This is a genomic window from Streptococcus sp. SN-1, assembly GCF_041154385.1.
In the GTDB taxonomy this organism is placed as follows: Bacteria; Bacillota; Bacilli; order Lactobacillales; family Streptococcaceae; genus Streptococcus; species Streptococcus mitis_CT.
Map to the genome: position 1 here is coordinate 289,849 of NZ_AP028929.1, position 16,576 is coordinate 306,424.

A 16,576-nucleotide genomic window follows, 5' to 3' on the forward strand; every position below is an offset into this window, starting at 1 on the left:
TTTGAAATGAAAGTTTAGACTTAAACATAAAAAACGAATAAAACTAGTTTTCTAGACGGTTAGAATTCTATTTTGTTCGTTTTTTGTTTTTAAATCTTAGGTCTTGTTAGTGTGAATGAAGCTGTTCTTATATACTTTCTTGATTTCGCTTTTATAACTGTTTAAGACTACAGTAGATTGAAATAAACTGCGAACAAATCTATTGGGGAATTCAAACAAGTTTATAGCAATGTTTTAGAAGTTTCAATGTGCTGTTTCAACTTCGGCATGAAATAAAATCTAAGTGTATTTTTATTTTTCTGTCTAATAAATCAAAATACTTGATTTATTAGCATAACAATGATAAAATTAGAATTAAAATAGTGTATATGTGATTCTTTCAGTTAATATATATATATATATATTAACTAGCATTACCGTCTTCACTAGTTTAATAAATTATAAAGGAGTCTTTATAGATGGAAAATAATCATTCTATGAGTCGAGTAGAACGCTCACGTCGTGAGAAGGTAACTCGTTACTCTGTCAGAAAAGTAAGTTTTGGTGCGGCCAGTGTAGCGGTTGCAGCATTTTTCATGTTTTTGGGAAATGGTGCAGTGTATGCAGCAGCACCAAATGTAACAGCAACAGGTTCTGCCCTAGCAGCTACTCCAGCAAATAATCAGTTGGATGAAAATTCTGGTGCCAGTGACTCGACTGTTCCGAAAGCTCAAGCAGGCACAACTACTCCAACACCTGTTGATGCAAGCTCAACATCAGTAGAGTCATCTACTGTTTCGAAAGCTCAAGCAGACACAACTACTTCAAAACCTGCTGATGCTACTCCAGCGCCAGTAGTATCATCTACTACTTCAACAACAGAAGAAAAATTAGCAGAAAAAAACACTGAGGCATCATCTGCAGAAGCAAATAGCGTAGAAAACAAAGAACAAACAACAGTGAAAGCTGAAGAGAAAGCTGCTACTCCAGTAACAGAAAGCAATAAGCCGAAATCACGAAAAAGACGTGCCGCAGACACTAGTTCAACAGCACCGAATACTACAAGTGATGAGGCGGCAAATCAAGTTTTTGAAACACCAAATCAAAATGTAACTTTAGAGGAGTTATCTAAAAAGTTACAAGGATTACCGAGTAAGGTAGAAAATAATAGCAAGCTACAAAATATGGATAAGCTAGGAGAAGAGAAAAGTCTTAAAGAAGGGACGGTTGCAGAAATTAACGAATTTGGTGGTTGGACATCGGTTAATGGAGGGGTTTTTGCTATCGCAAGAAAAACAATAGACGGGGTTTTTCCACTAGAGACTATAAATTCAACATTAGATGATAAAGTTTGGCTAAGAGAACAAGCCTTTGATAGATCAAGCCAATATATCTTACTGTTATCAAAAAGTAGAACTAGAGCAAACAAAGATGCATTAGTAAAAGACAATAGTCAATACAGAGATTCAAATGAAGGGAGTGGTATAACAAAGAATGTGGTAGGCTTCAATGGTATTGAAAAGACTTTTAAAGCTTACTCCAAAGAACATGGATCGAGTGTTGTTGTGAAATTTAAGACAGGTTATGCTGGAGATTCTGAAGGATATAAAGCTAACTATAAAGTAGAAGTATTCAGTATAGTTGGAAGCACTGAAAAAAAGGTCTATGAGACTACTTTTGATCCGTCTAAGAATTATAGTGATCAAGATAAAATAGTGACCAAGGCGAGTGATGGAACTAATAAGGATATAATTAGAATTTCAGAAACTTCGAATGGTTTTGTGCAGGGACAAACTAAGACTCGTAACAAGTTTATAGGTAAAGAACAAGCTGAGAAGAAAATTGCTGAAGCTAGTAATATTCCGAATGGTAAATCGGGAACATTTACGAGTAAAAATATTGTATTAGATAAAGGTGTTGAAAAATATAAAGTAAGGGTCAGTTTAGCAGATGAAAATAGAACAGGTATGAGTTATCAAGCTTGGGATATAAAATATTCACTGCCGATATCAGGACTTGACTTCACTCTTTCTCAAGATACAAGAGATGTTGCAAAAGATTTGTTGACAAGGGTTTATAATAAATTAAAAGAAACTGAAGCGTCAGATGTAAGCTGGAGAACAGATGATAGTAAGGCGGCATATGAGGAACAATTAGCAAAAATTCAAAGTTTGATCTCAGGTTCAGATAATTCTAAATCTACAGATGATTATAAAGAAGCTTTAACGGAAGTGTTAGCTAAAAAAACAGCATTGGTAGATGAAGAGAAAACAGTAAAAGACGCCGCTAAACAACAAGTAACAGAAAAACTGAAAGAGAAGTTATCTGAAATTGAAACTTCAACAGTTACTACGCAAGAAGAAAAAGATATAGCAAAACAAGCAGCTCAAGACGAAGCTAAAAAAGCTATAGATAAAATTGATAATGCAACTGATAAAACAAAAGCAAATGAGGCAAGAGATGCTGGAGTAAATCAAATAACGCCAATAATGCCGGTAGCAGCAGTAAAACCAGCCGCAAGACAAGCGATTGAAGATGCTTATACTGCAAAAGTTGCAGAGATTGAGAAACGTCCTGAGTTAACAACAGAAGAAAAAACAGCTGCGAAAGCAGAAGCACGTAAATTGGCAGATGCAGCTAAAGCAAATGTTGATAAGGCAAAAACAAACAATAGAGTGGATACAGTTAAAGCTTCAGGCGTTGATGAAGTAGATGCTTACAGTCCAGCGGGTGTGGAAAAAGACACAGCTAAAAAAGCCGTAGAAGCCGCATTAAAAGCACAAGAAAAAGCTATCGATGCTAAAGCAGATTCAACAACAGAAGAAAAAGAAGCAGCTAAAGCAGACGCTAGAGCGAAAGCAGAAGCAGCCAAAGAAGCTATCGATAAAGCAGATTCTAATGCGAACGTAACAGCAGCTAAAGAAGCAGGAGTAGGAACAATTACACCTGTAGAACCAAAAGCAGAAGTAAAACCAGCCGCAAAACAAGCGATTGAAGATGCTTATACTGCAAAAGTTGCAGAAATTGAGAAACGTCCTGAGTTAACTACTGAAGAAAAAGAAGCAGCCAAAGCAGAAGCACGTAAATTGGCAGATGCAGCAAAAGCAAATGTTGATAAAGCTAAAACAGACGATGCAGTAGAAACAGCAAAAGAATCTGGAACAGGAAAAGTCGAAGCAGTAGATCCAGCAGCTGTAGAAAAAGACACAGCTAAAAAGGCCGTAGAAGCCGCATTAAAAGCACAAGAAAAAGCGATTGACGCAAAAGCAGATTCAACAACAGAAGAAAAAGAAGCTGCTAAAGAAGAAGCTAGAGCGAAAGCAGAAGCAGCCAAAGAAGCCATCGATAAAGCAACTTCTAATGCGAACGTAACAGCAGCTAAAGAAGCAGGAGTAGGAACAATTACACCTGTAGAACCAAAAGCAGAAGTAAAACCAGCCGCAAAACAAGCGATTGAAGATGCTTATACTGCAAAAGTTGCAGAAATTGAGAAACGTCCTGAGTTAACAACAGAAGAAAAAACAGCTGCGAAAGCAGAAGCACGTAAATTGGCAGATGCAGCTAAAGCAAATGTTGATAAGGCAAAAACAAACAATAGAGTGGATACAGTTAAAGCTTCAGGCGTTGATGAAGTAGATGCTTACAGTCCAGCGGGTGTGGAAAAAGACACAGCTAAAAAAGCCGTAGAAGCCGCATTAAAAGCACAAGAAAAAGCTATCGATGCTAAAGCAGATTCAACAACAGAAGAAAAAGAAGCAGCTAAAGCAGACGCTAGAGCGAAAGCAGAAGCAGCCAAAGAAGCTATCGATAAAGCAGATTCTAATGCGAACGTAACAGCAGCTAAAGAAGCAGGAGTAGGAACAATTACACCTGTAGAACCAAAAGCAGAAGTAAAACCAGCCGCAAAACAAGCGATTGAAGATGCTTATACTGCAAAAGTTGCAGAAATTGAGAAACGTCCTGAGTTAACTACTGAAGAAAAAGAAGCAGCCAAAGCAGAAGCACGTAAATTGGCAGATGCAGCAAAAGCAAATGTTGATAAAGCTAAAACAGACGATGCAGTAGAAACAGCAAAAGAATCTGGAACAGGAAAAGTCGAAGCAGTAGATCCAGCAGCTGTAGAAAAAGACACAGCTAAAAAGGCCGTAGAAGCCGCATTAAAAGCACAAGAAAAAGCGATTGACGCAAAAGCAGATTCAACAACAGAAGAAAAAGAAGCTGCTAAAGAAGAAGCTAGAGCGAAAGCAGAAGCAGCCAAAGAAGCCATCGATAAAGCAACTTCTAATGCGAACGTAACAGCAGCTAAAGAAGCAGGAGTAGGAACAATTACACCTGTAGAACCAAAAGCAGAAGTAAAACCAGCCGCAAAACAAGCGATTGAAGATGCTTATACTGCAAAAGTTGCAGAAATTGAGAAACGTCCTGAGTTAACAACAGAAGAAAAAACAGCTGCGAAAGCAGAAGCACGTAAATTGGCAGATGCAGCTAAAGCAAATGTTGATAAGGCAAAAACAAACAATAGAGTGGATACAGTTAAAGCTTCAGGCGTTGATGAAGTAGATGCTTACAGTCCAGCGGGTGTGGAAAAAGACACAGCTAAAAAAGCCGTAGAAGCCGCATTAAAAGCACAAGAAAAAGCTATCGATGCTAAAGCAGATTCAACAACAGAAGAAAAAGAAGCAGCTAAAGCAGACGCTAGAGCGAAAGCAGAAGCAGCCAAAGAAGCTATCGATAAAGCAGATTCTAATGCGAACGTAACAGCAGCTAAAGAAGCAGGAGTAGGAACAATTACACCTGTAGAACCAAAAGCAGAAGTAAAACCAGCCGCAAAACAAGCGATTGAAGATGCTTATACTGCAAAAGTTGCAGAAATTGAGAAACGTCCTGAGTTAACTACTGAAGAAAAAGAAGCAGCCAAAGCAGAAGCACGTAAATTGGCAGATGCAGCAAAAGCAAATGTTGATAAAGCTAAAACAGACGATGCAGTAGAAACAGCAAAAGAATCTGGAACAGGAAAAGTCGAAGCAGTAGATCCAGCAGCTGTAGAAAAAGACACAGCTAAAAAGGCCGTAGAAGCCGCATTAAAAGCACAAGAAAAAGCGATTGACGCAAAAGCAGATTCAACAACAGAAGAAAAAGAAGCTGCTAAAGAAGAAGCTAGAGCGAAAGCAGAAGCAGCCAAAGAAGCCATCGATAAAGCAACTTCTAATGCGAACGTAACAGCAGCTAAAGAAGCAGGAGTAGGAACAATTACACCTGTAGAACCAAAAGCAGAAGTAAAACCAGCCGCAAAACAAGCGATTGAAGATGCTTATACTGCAAAAGTTGCAGAAATTGAGAAACGTCCTGAGTTAACAACAGAAGAAAAAACAGCTGCGAAAGCAGAAGCACGTAAATTGGCAGATGCAGCTAAAGCAAATGTTGATAAGGCAAAAACAAACAATAGAGTGGATACAGTTAAAGCTTCAGGCGTTGATGAAGTAGATGCTTACAGTCCAGCGGGTGTGGAAAAAGACACAGCTAAAAAAGCCGTAGAAGCCGCATTAAAAGCACAAGAAAAAGCTATCGATGCTAAAGCAGATTCAACAACAGAAGAAAAAGAAGCAGCTAAAGCAGACGCTAGAGCGAAAGCAGAAGCAGCCAAAGAAGCTATCGATAAAGCAGATTCTAATGCGAACGTAACAGCAGCTAAAGAAGCAGGAGTAGGAACAATTACACCTGTAGAACCAAAAGCAGAAGTAAAACCAGCCGCAAAACAAGCGATTGAAGATGCTTATACTGCAAAAGTTGCAGAAATTGAGAAACGTCCTGAGTTAACTACTGAAGAAAAAGAAGCAGCCAAAGCAGAAGCACGTAAATTGGCAGATGCAGCAAAAGCAAATGTTGATAAAGCTAAAACAGACGATGCAGTAGAAACAGCAAAAGAATCTGGAACAGGAAAAGTCGAAGCAGTAGATCCAGCAGCTGTAGAAAAAGACACAGCTAAAAAGGCCGTAGAAGCCGCATTAAAAGCACAAGAAAAAGCGATTGACGCAAAAGCAGATTCAACAACAGAAGAAAAAGAAGCTGCTAAAGAAGAAGCTAGAGCGAAAGCAGAAGCAGCCAAAGAAGCCATCGATAAAGCAACTTCTAATGCGAACGTAACAGCAGCTAAAGAAGCAGGAGTAGGAACAATTACACCTGTAGAACCAAAAGCAGAAGTAAAACCAGCCGCAAAACAAGCGATTGAAGATGCTTATACTGCAAAAGTTGCAGAAATTGAGAAACGTCCTGAGTTAACTACTGAAGAAAAAGAAGCAGCCAAAGCAGAAGCACGTAAATTGGCAGATGCAGCAAAAGCAAATGTTGACAAAGCGAAAACAGACGATGCAGTAGCGGCAGCAGAAGACAAAGGAACTACAAAAGTAGCAGATGTAGATCCAGCAGCAAAAGCAAAACCAGCAGCAAAAGCGGCAGTAGATGCAGCATTGGCAGAAAAAGACAAAGCGATCGACGCTAACGACAAACTTTCAGATGCAGAAAAATCAGCAGCGAAAGAAGAAGCTAAGAAAGCAGCAGACGAAGCTAAGAAAGCGATTGATGCAGCAGCAGACCAAGCTGGAGTAGACGCTAAAGCAACTGAAGGAACAGCCGCAGTAGAAGCAGTCAACCCAGTAGGAAAAGACAAAGCTAAAGCGGCAGTAGATGCAGCATTGGCAGAAAAAGACAAAGCGATCGACGCTAACGACAAACTTTCAGATGCAGAAAAATCAGCAGCGAAAGAAGAAGCTAAGAAAGCAGCAGACGAAGCTAAGAAAGCAATCGATGCAGCAACTGATCAAGCTGGAGTAGACGCAAAAGCAACTGAAGGAACAGATGCAGTAGCGGCAGTAAACCCAGTAGGAAAAGACAAAGCTAAAGCGGCAGTAGATGCAGCATTGGCAGAAAAAGACAAAGCGATCGACGCTAACGACAAACTTTCAGATGCAGAAAAATCAGCAGCGAAAGAAGAAGCTAAGAAAGCAGCAGACGAAGCTAAGAAAGCAATCGATGCAGCAACTGATCAAGCTGGAGTAGACGCAAAAGCAACTGAAGGAACAGATGCAGTAGCGGCAGTAAACCCAGTAGGAAAAGACAAAGCTAAAGCGGCAGTAGATGCAGCATTGGCAGAAAAAGACAAAGCGATCGACGCTAACGACAAACTTTCAGATGCAGAAAAATCAGCAGCGAAAGAAGAAGCTAAGAAAGCAGCAGACGAAGCTAAGAAAGCAATCGATGCAGCAGCAGACCAAGCTGGAGTAGACGCTAAAGCAACTGAAGGAACAGCCGCAGTAGAAGCAGTCAACCCAGTAGGAAAAGACAAAGCTAAAGCGGCAGTAGATGCAGCATTGGCAGAAAAAGACAAAGCGATCGACGCTAACGACAAACTTTCAGATGCAGAAAAATCAGCAGCGAAAGAAGAAGCTAAGAAAGCAGCAGACGAAGCTAAGAAAGCAATCGATGCAGCAACTGATCAAGCTGGAGTAGACGCAAAAGCAACTGAAGGAACAGATGCAGTAGCGGCAGTAAACCCAGTAGGAAAAGACAAAGCTAAAGCGGCAGTAGATGCAGCATTGGCAGAAAAAGACAAAGCGATCGACGCTAACGACAAACTTTCAGATGCAGAAAAATCAGCAGCGAAAGAAGAAGCTAAGAAAGCAGCAGACGAAGCTAAGAAAGCAATCGATGAAGCAACTGACCAAGCTGGAGTAGACGCAAAAGCAACTGAAGGAACAGATGCAGTAGCGGCAGTAAACCCAGTAGGAAAAGACAAAGCTAAAGCGGCAGTAGATGCAGCATTGGCAGAAAAAGACAAAGCGATCGACGCTAACGACAAACTTTCAGATGCAGAAAAATCAGCAGCGAAAGAAGAAGCTAAGAAAGCAGCAGACGAAGCTAAGAAAGCGATTGATGCAGCAGCAGACCAAGCTGGAGTAGATGCAAAAGAGGCTGAAGGAAAAGCAGAAATCGCTAAAGTAACACCAGCAGCAGCGGTAGAAGTAGGAAAATCAGCAGCGAAAGCGGAAATCGAAAAAGCAGCAAAAGCCAAAGAAGCAGCCATCGAAGCTAACGACAAACTTTCAGAAGCAGCAAAAGCAGCAGCAAAAGCACAAGTAGCAGCTGAAGCTAAGAAAGCAATCGAAGCAATAGAAAAAGCTGCAACAGAAGCAGATGTAGAAGTAGCGAAAGAAGCAGGAAAAGCAGAAATCGCTAAAGTAGCACCAGCAACAACAGATTACAAGGCTAAAGCCAAAGCAGAAGTAGAAGCTGAACTAGCTAAGAAATTAGCTGAACTTGAGAATGCAACTGATTTAACAGAAGCAGAAAAAGCAGCGGCAAAAGCACAAGTAGTCAACAAAGCTAAGGAAGCAATTGAAGCGATTCAAAAAGCAGCAACAGAAGCAGATGTAGACCAAGCGATTCGTAACTTTGTTTACCGTATTTCAGCAGTTATTCGTGAGCAAGAAGAATATGATTTATCAAAATTGTTTGTAAATGGTTCTGTAACTGTTAAACAAGGAGAAACTTTAACAGATCAAGAAGTACTATCTAAAGTAAACTTACCGAAGGATGTAGAGGTTATTAAAGTTGAAAAACCTACAACATCAGCTTTAGGTAGACTAGTAGCTAAAGTAACACTTAAGTTATCAGATGGCAGTGTAGAAGAAATCAACGTACCTGTTGAAGTTGTTGCTCCACAAAATCATGGAAATGAAGGAAATGGAGCAAATAACGGAGCTAATAACACTGAAGCCAAAGTTAATAAAGCTAAGTTAGAAGGTGCTATCCATCAATTAGATGAATTGCTCCTTAAAGAATCAGCTAAGCTTGATGCAGAAACTGCAAAAGAAGCGAATGTATTATCAGCAGATGCTAAGAAAGTATTTGCCAATGCAGACGCAACTCAAGCAGAAGTGGATGCAATGGTTAAACGTATCGAAGACTTCATGGCGAAAGTTGCTCCATTAACGGATCATGTAAATACAGCTAACGATCAATCTGCTCAAACACCAGCTGTAGTTCCAGCTAACAACCAATCTGCGCAAACAACAGTTGTAGCTCCAGCTACTACTCAAGCAGCAGCTAATGCTAGCCAAACATTATCAGCACAAGCAAATGCGCGTAAAGCGGCTAAAGAATTGCCAAATACAGGTACAGTGGATTCTACTGTGGCTATGGTAGCAGCAGCTGCAAGTGCATTACTTGGTCTTGGTCTTGCAGGCCGTCGTCGTAAAGAAGACGAAGAAGCTTAATTGGTAGATTATTTGATAATTATCAGAGGTTAAATAGAGATTCACTACACGTCAGCAGGCGTGAGAATCCCTGATTTTAAGCGATTCTTGAGATTTCAAATTTCAATGTATTGCAATACAAATCAGCCGAATCTCTACATTTTTCTCTACATTTTCAGATAAATAAAAAGAGATTACGGATATAAGAGAAGAGCTACTTCACAGATGAGTAGCTCTTCTTTTTTTATTCTTTCACTTCAATTTATTCATGAAAATAGTAAAATCTTTTGAATGAATAATTGAAGTCCAAAATGCAGGCATTAATCAGCCTGCATTTTCTATCTAGCATTTATAGAGTAAATATAAGCTATATAACAAGCAAAATCTCCTATTTGCTTTCTGTTATCCTCTATAGCATCAAACCATGAAACGTCCACACCTTCTTGCCCTAGATAACGACTAAGAAGCTTTAGACAATATATTACTCGCTCATGCTTTGCTGTTCTACCTTCATCTTTTTGTTGACGCTCTTCACGTTCCCATAGCAACCACTGGCTACGAATATGAGCATAGCTTATACTAGCTTGCAAAAACTCAGACCATACTTCTAAAATTTCCTCATCGTTACCAGTATTGTTTAGAATTGTCTGATGAATGTTTTGACATTCTTCAAAAGTTAGAGCATCTTTAGCACTTAAAAATGCTTCATAATTTATCAGTTGCATTTTAACACCTCGTACTATTTATTTTTATATAAATAGCAAACTAATCTTCAGATACACTATTTGATTCAATTTCTTTCGTCATTGTCGTAAACCCTTGCGACCAAATAGATTTTACACTTTCACCAATTGGTTTCCCGTCCCGTTCTTCCACTTCAATTATTAGATTATCACTCTTTATAAATTCTCTAAGATTAGGCCTAAATCTCATTATAACTGCCACATCTTGCATTCTACCACTTACTAACAAACTACCATTTTTATAATAGTCTATCCCATATAATCTTTCTGGTACTCGATAACTTTTATCCTTGTAGTCTGGGAACTTTGCATTGTCAATTTCTTCAAGAGGCGTATCTATTTGTTTACAATAGTCTTTAACTTTCCTAATCAGCTCACTAAACCTTTCTAGAGGCACTTTTTTGAACGAAAGTATACGATAAACTCTTACACCACGTTGTCTAACATATTCTTCAAACGCTTCTCGTTCTCCTGCACTTTGTTTATAATAGTTCTTTATCACAAGTTTATCATTCTCTAGGATATATTCTAATTCTGAGTATTTTGTTACATAATTGACTACGTTTCTAAAAAATAACATCATTATACACCTTTCCAAAGAAACTACCTAGTTATAACTAGATAGTTCCCATTTTTTATTCCCCAAAGACTCCTATTCTCACTGTACGATGTAATTTCTGAGTCTCTAATAGATGAATTGTTTGAATGACAGATTGATAAGTAGCATTTGCTTGAATAGAAGCAAGACTCTTTTGCATAACTTCTTGACTGTACTCTATCTTATCACGGTGTTTCTCCTCGGCCAATAAGTTTGCTGCCTCTTTAAAATTATCTGCTCTATAAGTTTCTAAATAGCTATAAAGTAAATAAAGGTCATTCATATTAAAGTAAGTTTCTGGAATTTCTCTTTTATATGCCAAAAACTGTTCATCTTTCATCAACTCAATACCTTTTTGGCGATAAGCATTAGAAGCATCATTATTCGCAGCATTTGTAAATTCTTTTTTTGCAATGTGCTTATACACAGCTTTTACAATCAGAACAAGTGGGGAAAACAGAAGTTGGAAAACCACATAACCAAGCACACCTCCAATAATATATTCGGTTAATGATAGTACAGTTCCTTGAAGTATTCCTAATAAGGCACAAAATGCTATAAAACCTAATACACTTAAATTATATACTTTTTTAAGCTTGCCATAGTTCCCCATAATACCACTATATGCTTTATTTTGTTCTGCTGAAATAGCTTTATTCAAGTCAGATACAGCTTTCAAAACTTGGAAACTATATCCAAACATTTCAATCAATTGTTCTCTACTATATTTGTTCATACTTCAAATCTCCTATAATTAATCACCCTTAATTTAGTTTTTCCTCTTAATAAATAATCCTGCTAGACCAATCATTGCTAATAATCCGTAGCCAACTGTAACAATTGAATTTGCTACCCTAGAATTTTCTCCTGTATTTGGTAGAGCATGTTGTTCTGCTATCTTGTCTGCTGATTTATCTGCCGGCTTGTCTGCTGACTTATCCGCCGGCTTATCTGCTGGCTTATCTGCTGATTTATCTGCTGGCTTATCTGCTGGTTTATCCGCTGGTTTATCCGCTGGTTTATCCGCTGGTTTATCCGCTGGTTTATCCGCTGGTTTATCCGCTGGTTTATCCGCTGGTTTATCCGCTGGCTTATCCGCTGGTTTATCCGCTGGCTTATCCGCTGGTTTATCCGCTGGCTTATCTGCTGGCTTATCTGCTGGCTTGTCCGCTGGATTATCAATGATAGCACTTGGATCCAACTCTGGTAATTCATCCTCAACTGGTGCGTCTTTTGGTGTTGCTCCGATACCGTCAGGATTTTGTTTTGTATTCAAATCACTAGGGATATCAGCAGTGATATCCAATTCTGGCAATTCATCTACGGTTGGAGCTACTTTTGGTGTCGCACCGATACCGTCAGGATTTTGTTTTGTAGTCAAATCACTTGGAATGTCTGCTGTGATATCCAATTCTGGCAATTCATCTACTGTTGGGGCTACTTTCGGTGTTGCTGAAATGACACGGTTACCATCAGTATATACATTTAGCATCTTATCGATTGAAAAGATATCTGATTTGTATTTGTGGTCAGCTTGTGCTTGTGTCAAACGAGCTTTGGCATCCGCTAAGTCTTGCTCTGCAACTGTGATGCGTTGTTCCACGTTTGTTCTATCTGCTTCTGCCTGTTTTAAACTTGCACGCAATTGTGGTAATTGCGCGTGGACACGCATAGCATTATCACGTTTGCTTGTTGCCGCATCAATTTCACTTTGAATTGTGTTGATACGTGCAGTTACATCGTTTACACGAGCAGTTGCTTTATCCAACTCTTTTTGTTTTTGAATAACAGCATCTGCTTTGTCTTGAGCGGTCGCTGTAAGTGTAGCTAAATCAGATTTTGCTTGATTTAGAGCTGTTGTCGCATTTGTACGCGCTGTAGCAATATCATTCAATTGATTGTTTAACGCATCCAACTCTTGAGTCAAATCAGCTTTCTTCGCAACTAATACGTCACGTTCGCGTTCTTGTGTAGCTTTTTGAGCTTTCAAAGCGTCCAACTCTGCTTGCATTTTTGGTCGGTCATCGATGATTTGACGTTTAACAAACACATAATGAGTGTCTGCGATAAACTTCATCTTTTTACCATAGAATGTTGGGTTCATTGGGTCATCTTGTTTGAAGTTGTTATTGTTATTCCAATAATCCTTCTCATCTTGGCTTTGATTTAGGGAATAGAACATTTGATTATCTTCGTCCCATCCATAGGTTGAACCTTTGTGCGCACTAGCATTGAATGAACCGAAATAAGTTGTTTTGTCTTTTCCGTCAATGGTTGAAATGGCAAGGCCCATTTTACCACCTGTTGGTGTTAATAAGTTCTTGCGGTGTCCGTAGTTTAAACCTCTAACATTATTGTAGTCACTATACCAACCTAATAGCATTTCATAGGCTAATGTTTCGTTAGTTACAATGTGGTCAAATGTTAAATATTCACCTTCACGACTGATAATTTGACCGTATGCGCCACCAACGATGTTTTCGACGTTCTGGTCGGGTTGCACTCTTTCGATGTAGCCCGGTTTGTTTGTTAATGTTGTTCTGTGTGTCAAGATGCCCGTATTCTGCATTTCATCAGCACGTTTTTGTGCGTATGAAAGGTACTCATCGTCAACCACCATATCACCCTTTAAATTGTTATTAACACGTAGTTGATTAAGCAATTTGACAAAGGCTTCTGAAATACCTTTGTTGTCAACTTTGTAACGATACGCTGGTCGTTCTTTTAATTTTCGAGCTACACGGTCAAATGGTTCTTTCTTATAATCCGCTAAATACTCTGTGAAGTCAATCATGTCTTTAGTTGCATCAATTTCTTTGATGTCGACACCTTGGAAATTAACTGGTTCCATTTGGTTGTTACGGAAGAATCCATGGTTATACTCATAATCATTAAGATTATCATGAGCGGTGTGATTACGTTCATCAGGGTTTAAATCTGTTGAAATAACTTTAACTTTGTAGCTATCGATTTCCCCTTGTTTAGCAGCAATTTTAGCGTCTGTAGCTGTGATTTGCGCACCTTTAGCATTCAAATCATTATCTATGTTTGAAATTTTGCTAGTTGTGTTTGTGATGTTTTTACGTACATTAGTGTCTGTGATTGCGTCAAGGTCTGCTTGTTTCGTATCCACATCAGCTTTCTTAGTGTCACGAGCATTATCAGCCTCTGTTTTTGCTGTGTTAGCATTGTCTAGTGCTATATGCGCATCACGTTCACCATCTTTAGCGGTATTCAAATCGTTTGTTGCGTTTGTCTTGTCTGAAGTTTTGCTAGTGATAATATCGTTTTGAGCATTGATAATTTTGTTTGCGTTATTAGCGGTGTCGATGTCTTTATTGATTGAGTCAATTTTGTCATCAGCGTTTACCTTGTCAGCTTTTGCTCGGTCAACAGTATCTTGTTTTGCGTCGACATCAGCTTTTGCCTTATCTACATCAGCTTTAGCATTTTTAACGTCTTGTTCAGTAACATAAACAGGGGTCGTCTTCACAGTTGGCTTGGGTTTACCAGAATCAACCTCTTCTGCATGGGCAGTTGTATTTACAGCACCAGCACCTACAAAAATAGTTGTTAAACCAGCACCTAACAAAATATCTTTTTTCTTCATATTGGCTCCTTTTTATTTTTTTGTATAGTATACAGTAAATAATCCCCTTTTTGGAACTTTCTATTGAAAACAGTATAATTTTATTCCTTATCTTGATTTTAGAATAAAAATCTACTAAAAACAGTAGTTTTTCCCAAAAATGGAGAAATTTAAGTTATAATAAAACCAATAAAACTCAAGGAGACTATCATGGAATTCAAACACTATGGAGAAATTATCCACAAAATCCGTCAAGATCGTAATATGACCCTCAAAGAGGCTGCTGGAGATGTCATTACTCCCAATAACCTCAGTCGCTTTGAAAAAGGATTATCTTCTATCAAAGTCGATACTTTTTTTGAAATTTTGAGTAGATTTAATTTAGATGGAGACGACTTTAATGAAGTTCTTCATATTCAAGATGAGAATGCCCAAAGAGCAAAGCAAATTATAAATGCATTAATTAAAAATGATAGAATAAAAGCTAGACAAATACTAGGAAAGAAAAGTGACTGGGGAAATATCATAGACTATTACACACTAAAATTAGCTATTTTACAAACTCAAGGAAAGAAAATAGATGAATTGGCTCCTGATGAAGTAGAAGCTATTCATTACTTGGTCGACTATATATTTAGTATTGATACTCTTTATATTCGTGATTTTACTGTTATTGAAATTCTTTTGGGACATAAGGTTCAATGTTTTGAGTTAAAATTCCTTGAATACCTCGAAAAGATAATTCTTAAAGGATTGGAAGAAACTAAGTATGTAACTTATGATTTTCCTTACAGATATGCTATTACTGGAATGTTTTTAGTTAGAACATATTCTCGCTATGGCTATTATGATAAAGCTGAAAAACTCATCTATAAGTTGAAGATAAATATATCTGAAAAATTCTCTCTTGAGTATTCAATATATCCCCTAATTTATTTAAACATATTCGAAGTTTTCAATCTACTACGACAAAATAATCCTAAGGCGATTGAACTAGCTAATACTGTTCTTCACTACATTGATGCCCAAAACAACCTCTTCCCACTAGCAAAGATGTTTGAAGAAAAGAACACATTCGTCAAAGAAGTTCAACGACTAAATAAAACTGGCATTCCATTCCCTACGGAAGATGAAGAATAACTATTAACACCAGTTTAGAGCAACATGTTTATAACTTCAAAAGCACCAAAGTCACTTTAGACTCTGGTGCTTTTTTGACTTGATTTTAAAGAAAAAAACTCACCAAGCTTAGTTGATGAGTTCTTAATCTATTTTCTAAATTTCCACTGGCTATAAATCCCAAAACCGATAATCCAGATAGCTGATCCGATTGCTCCTACAAAGGTAGACTCTTGTAAAAAGAGGGTTACAAAGACAAAGACAAAGAAAAGCATAGTTAAGGGATTTAGGAAACGATAATGGGGCATGAGATAGCCATCCGCCATAAAGTCCTGCGACTTGCGGTATTTAAGGTGAGCCACCATAATCAAGATATAAATGGCGATATAGACACCTGATGATGATGCCGTAATCAAGACAAAGGCATCCGAAACTCCTGGCAAGACCTGACGTGGATTTTGTCAATTATTTTTCACGAATATTACTATAGATTAAAGTTGAAAAATTTTAATTTTTTCTTTTAGAAAACAAAAAAACAGCCAAGAAAAACTCAACTGTTTGCATTTTTAATATTGCATGAAAATTTATGCAACAACCCATTCTAGTTAGTTTCAGGTACCTGAAACTAACTTATCTAACGGGGCTACGCCCCGACTCCCCTTTTTCTTTATGAAAAAAATTTTTTTCTTATCTCTTGCCCATCTCTTATCTTATTTCCCTAAAGGGAGTATAACCTAAAAATTAACACCTTGTCAAGTGTTTTTATGTTACGTTTTTGTTAATTTTTGATGACATAAACTCATTTGACCTTAACTCCCTTCGCCACGCGTGGCACTCAAAAAAAAAAAAAAATATATATATATATATATAAGAGATGGGCGTCATGAGATAAATCAACATATAGTTGTTAAATACAACTATTACTCCTGTAGAATAAAAATTATTCTCCTCCTTAATAAGAAAGGTCAAAAATATGACATTCACAGTCAAATCATCAAGCTATTATAGCTCAGAAAATGCTGAGAAACTTCTTGGAAATGAAACAACTTATATTGTAGGACTGCAAATAGAAACACAGTATGAATATAAAGACGATAAGCGGACAGATAAAGTTATTGGTTATCAGATTTGGATTGCTACGGATACTCATAATCCTTTTAAAGTGAAGTTCCTTCCAGATAACAAACCAGATTTATCTGAATTTAACATTGGTGAGAAAATAGCATTTGATAAATTAGAAGCAATTCAGATTAAATCAAATGCGTATTTCCGTGCCACAGGCATTCACAAAGCTTAG

The 16,576-nt window shown here is 37.9% G+C and carries 7 protein-coding genes and 1 pseudogene; 3 read left to right on the plus strand and 5 right to left on the minus strand.

The features are described 5' to 3' along the window. Positions 1-458 precede the first annotated feature (458 nt). On the plus strand, positions 459-9,251 hold the full coding sequence (locus ACAM22_RS01345; protein ID WP_369606833.1) for a DUF1542 domain-containing protein: 8,793 nt from the start codon (positions 459-461) through the stop codon (positions 9,249-9,251). Positions 9,252-9,568: 317 nt separating this feature from the next. On the opposite strand, the gene ACAM22_RS01350 is transcribed toward ACAM22_RS01345, so the two are convergent. Genes ACAM22_RS01350 through ACAM22_RS01365 form a run of 4 tightly spaced genes read right to left on the minus strand, consistent with a single transcriptional unit; the run spans position 9,569 to position 14,181 of the window. Next, a complete protein-coding gene (locus tag ACAM22_RS01350) occupies positions 9,569-9,955 on the minus strand; it encodes a hypothetical protein (RefSeq protein ID WP_261054770.1) in 387 nt (128 codons plus the stop codon). Between the two features lie 40 nt (positions 9,956-9,995). Beyond that, a complete protein-coding gene (locus ACAM22_RS01355) occupies positions 9,996-10,556 on the minus strand; it encodes a hypothetical protein (RefSeq protein ID WP_153193966.1) in 561 nt (186 codons plus the stop codon). Between the two features lie 52 nt (positions 10,557-10,608). After that, the gene (locus tag ACAM22_RS01360) at positions 10,609-11,307 is read right to left on the minus strand and encodes a hypothetical protein (RefSeq protein WP_261054769.1); all 699 of its coding nucleotides are present in this window, start codon (positions 11,305-11,307) and stop codon (positions 10,609-10,611) included. Positions 11,308-11,340: 33 nt separating this feature from the next. Further along, positions 11,341-14,181 (minus strand): CAP domain-containing protein, encoded by a 2,841-nt coding sequence (locus tag ACAM22_RS01365; protein WP_369606834.1) that lies wholly within the window; start codon positions 14,179-14,181, stop codon positions 11,341-11,343. Between the two features lie 189 nt (positions 14,182-14,370). On the opposite strand from ACAM22_RS01365, the gene ACAM22_RS01370 reads away from it, so the two are divergent. Beyond that, complete coding sequence (locus tag ACAM22_RS01370) at positions 14,371-15,300, plus strand: helix-turn-helix domain-containing protein (RefSeq protein ID WP_369606835.1); 930 nt, start codon at positions 14,371-14,373, stop codon at positions 15,298-15,300. Positions 15,301-15,428: 128 nt separating this feature from the next. Here ACAM22_RS01370 and ACAM22_RS01375 read toward each other — a convergent pair. Continuing rightward, positions 15,429-15,725, minus strand: a pseudogene (locus ACAM22_RS01375) (amino acid transporter); the annotation flags it as partial. A 527-nt stretch (positions 15,726-16,252) separates the two neighbouring features. Between ACAM22_RS01375 and ACAM22_RS01380 the strand changes: the two are divergent. Continuing rightward, positions 16,253-16,576 (plus strand): hypothetical protein, encoded by a 324-nt coding sequence (locus ACAM22_RS01380; RefSeq protein WP_000144757.1) that lies wholly within the window; start codon positions 16,253-16,255, stop codon positions 16,574-16,576.

Coding starts and splice junctions, on each gene's coding strand:
- ACAM22_RS01345 (WP_369606833.1), top strand. CDS start 459: ATGGAAAATAATCATTCTATGAGTCGAGTAGAACGCTCACGTCGTGAG.
- ACAM22_RS01350 (WP_261054770.1), bottom strand. CDS start 9,955: ATGCAACTGATAAATTATGAAGCATTTTTAAGTGCTAAAGATGCTCTA.
- ACAM22_RS01355 (WP_153193966.1), bottom strand. CDS start 10,556: ATGATGTTATTTTTTAGAAACGTAGTCAATTATGTAACAAAATACTCA.
- ACAM22_RS01360 (WP_261054769.1), bottom strand. CDS start 11,307: ATGAACAAATATAGTAGAGAACAATTGATTGAAATGTTTGGATATAGT.
- ACAM22_RS01365 (WP_369606834.1), bottom strand. CDS start 14,181: ATGAAGAAAAAAGATATTTTGTTAGGTGCTGGTTTAACAACTATTTTT.
- ACAM22_RS01370 (WP_369606835.1), top strand. CDS start 14,371: ATGGAATTCAAACACTATGGAGAAATTATCCACAAAATCCGTCAAGAT.
- ACAM22_RS01380 (WP_000144757.1), top strand. CDS start 16,253: ATGACATTCACAGTCAAATCATCAAGCTATTATAGCTCAGAAAATGCT.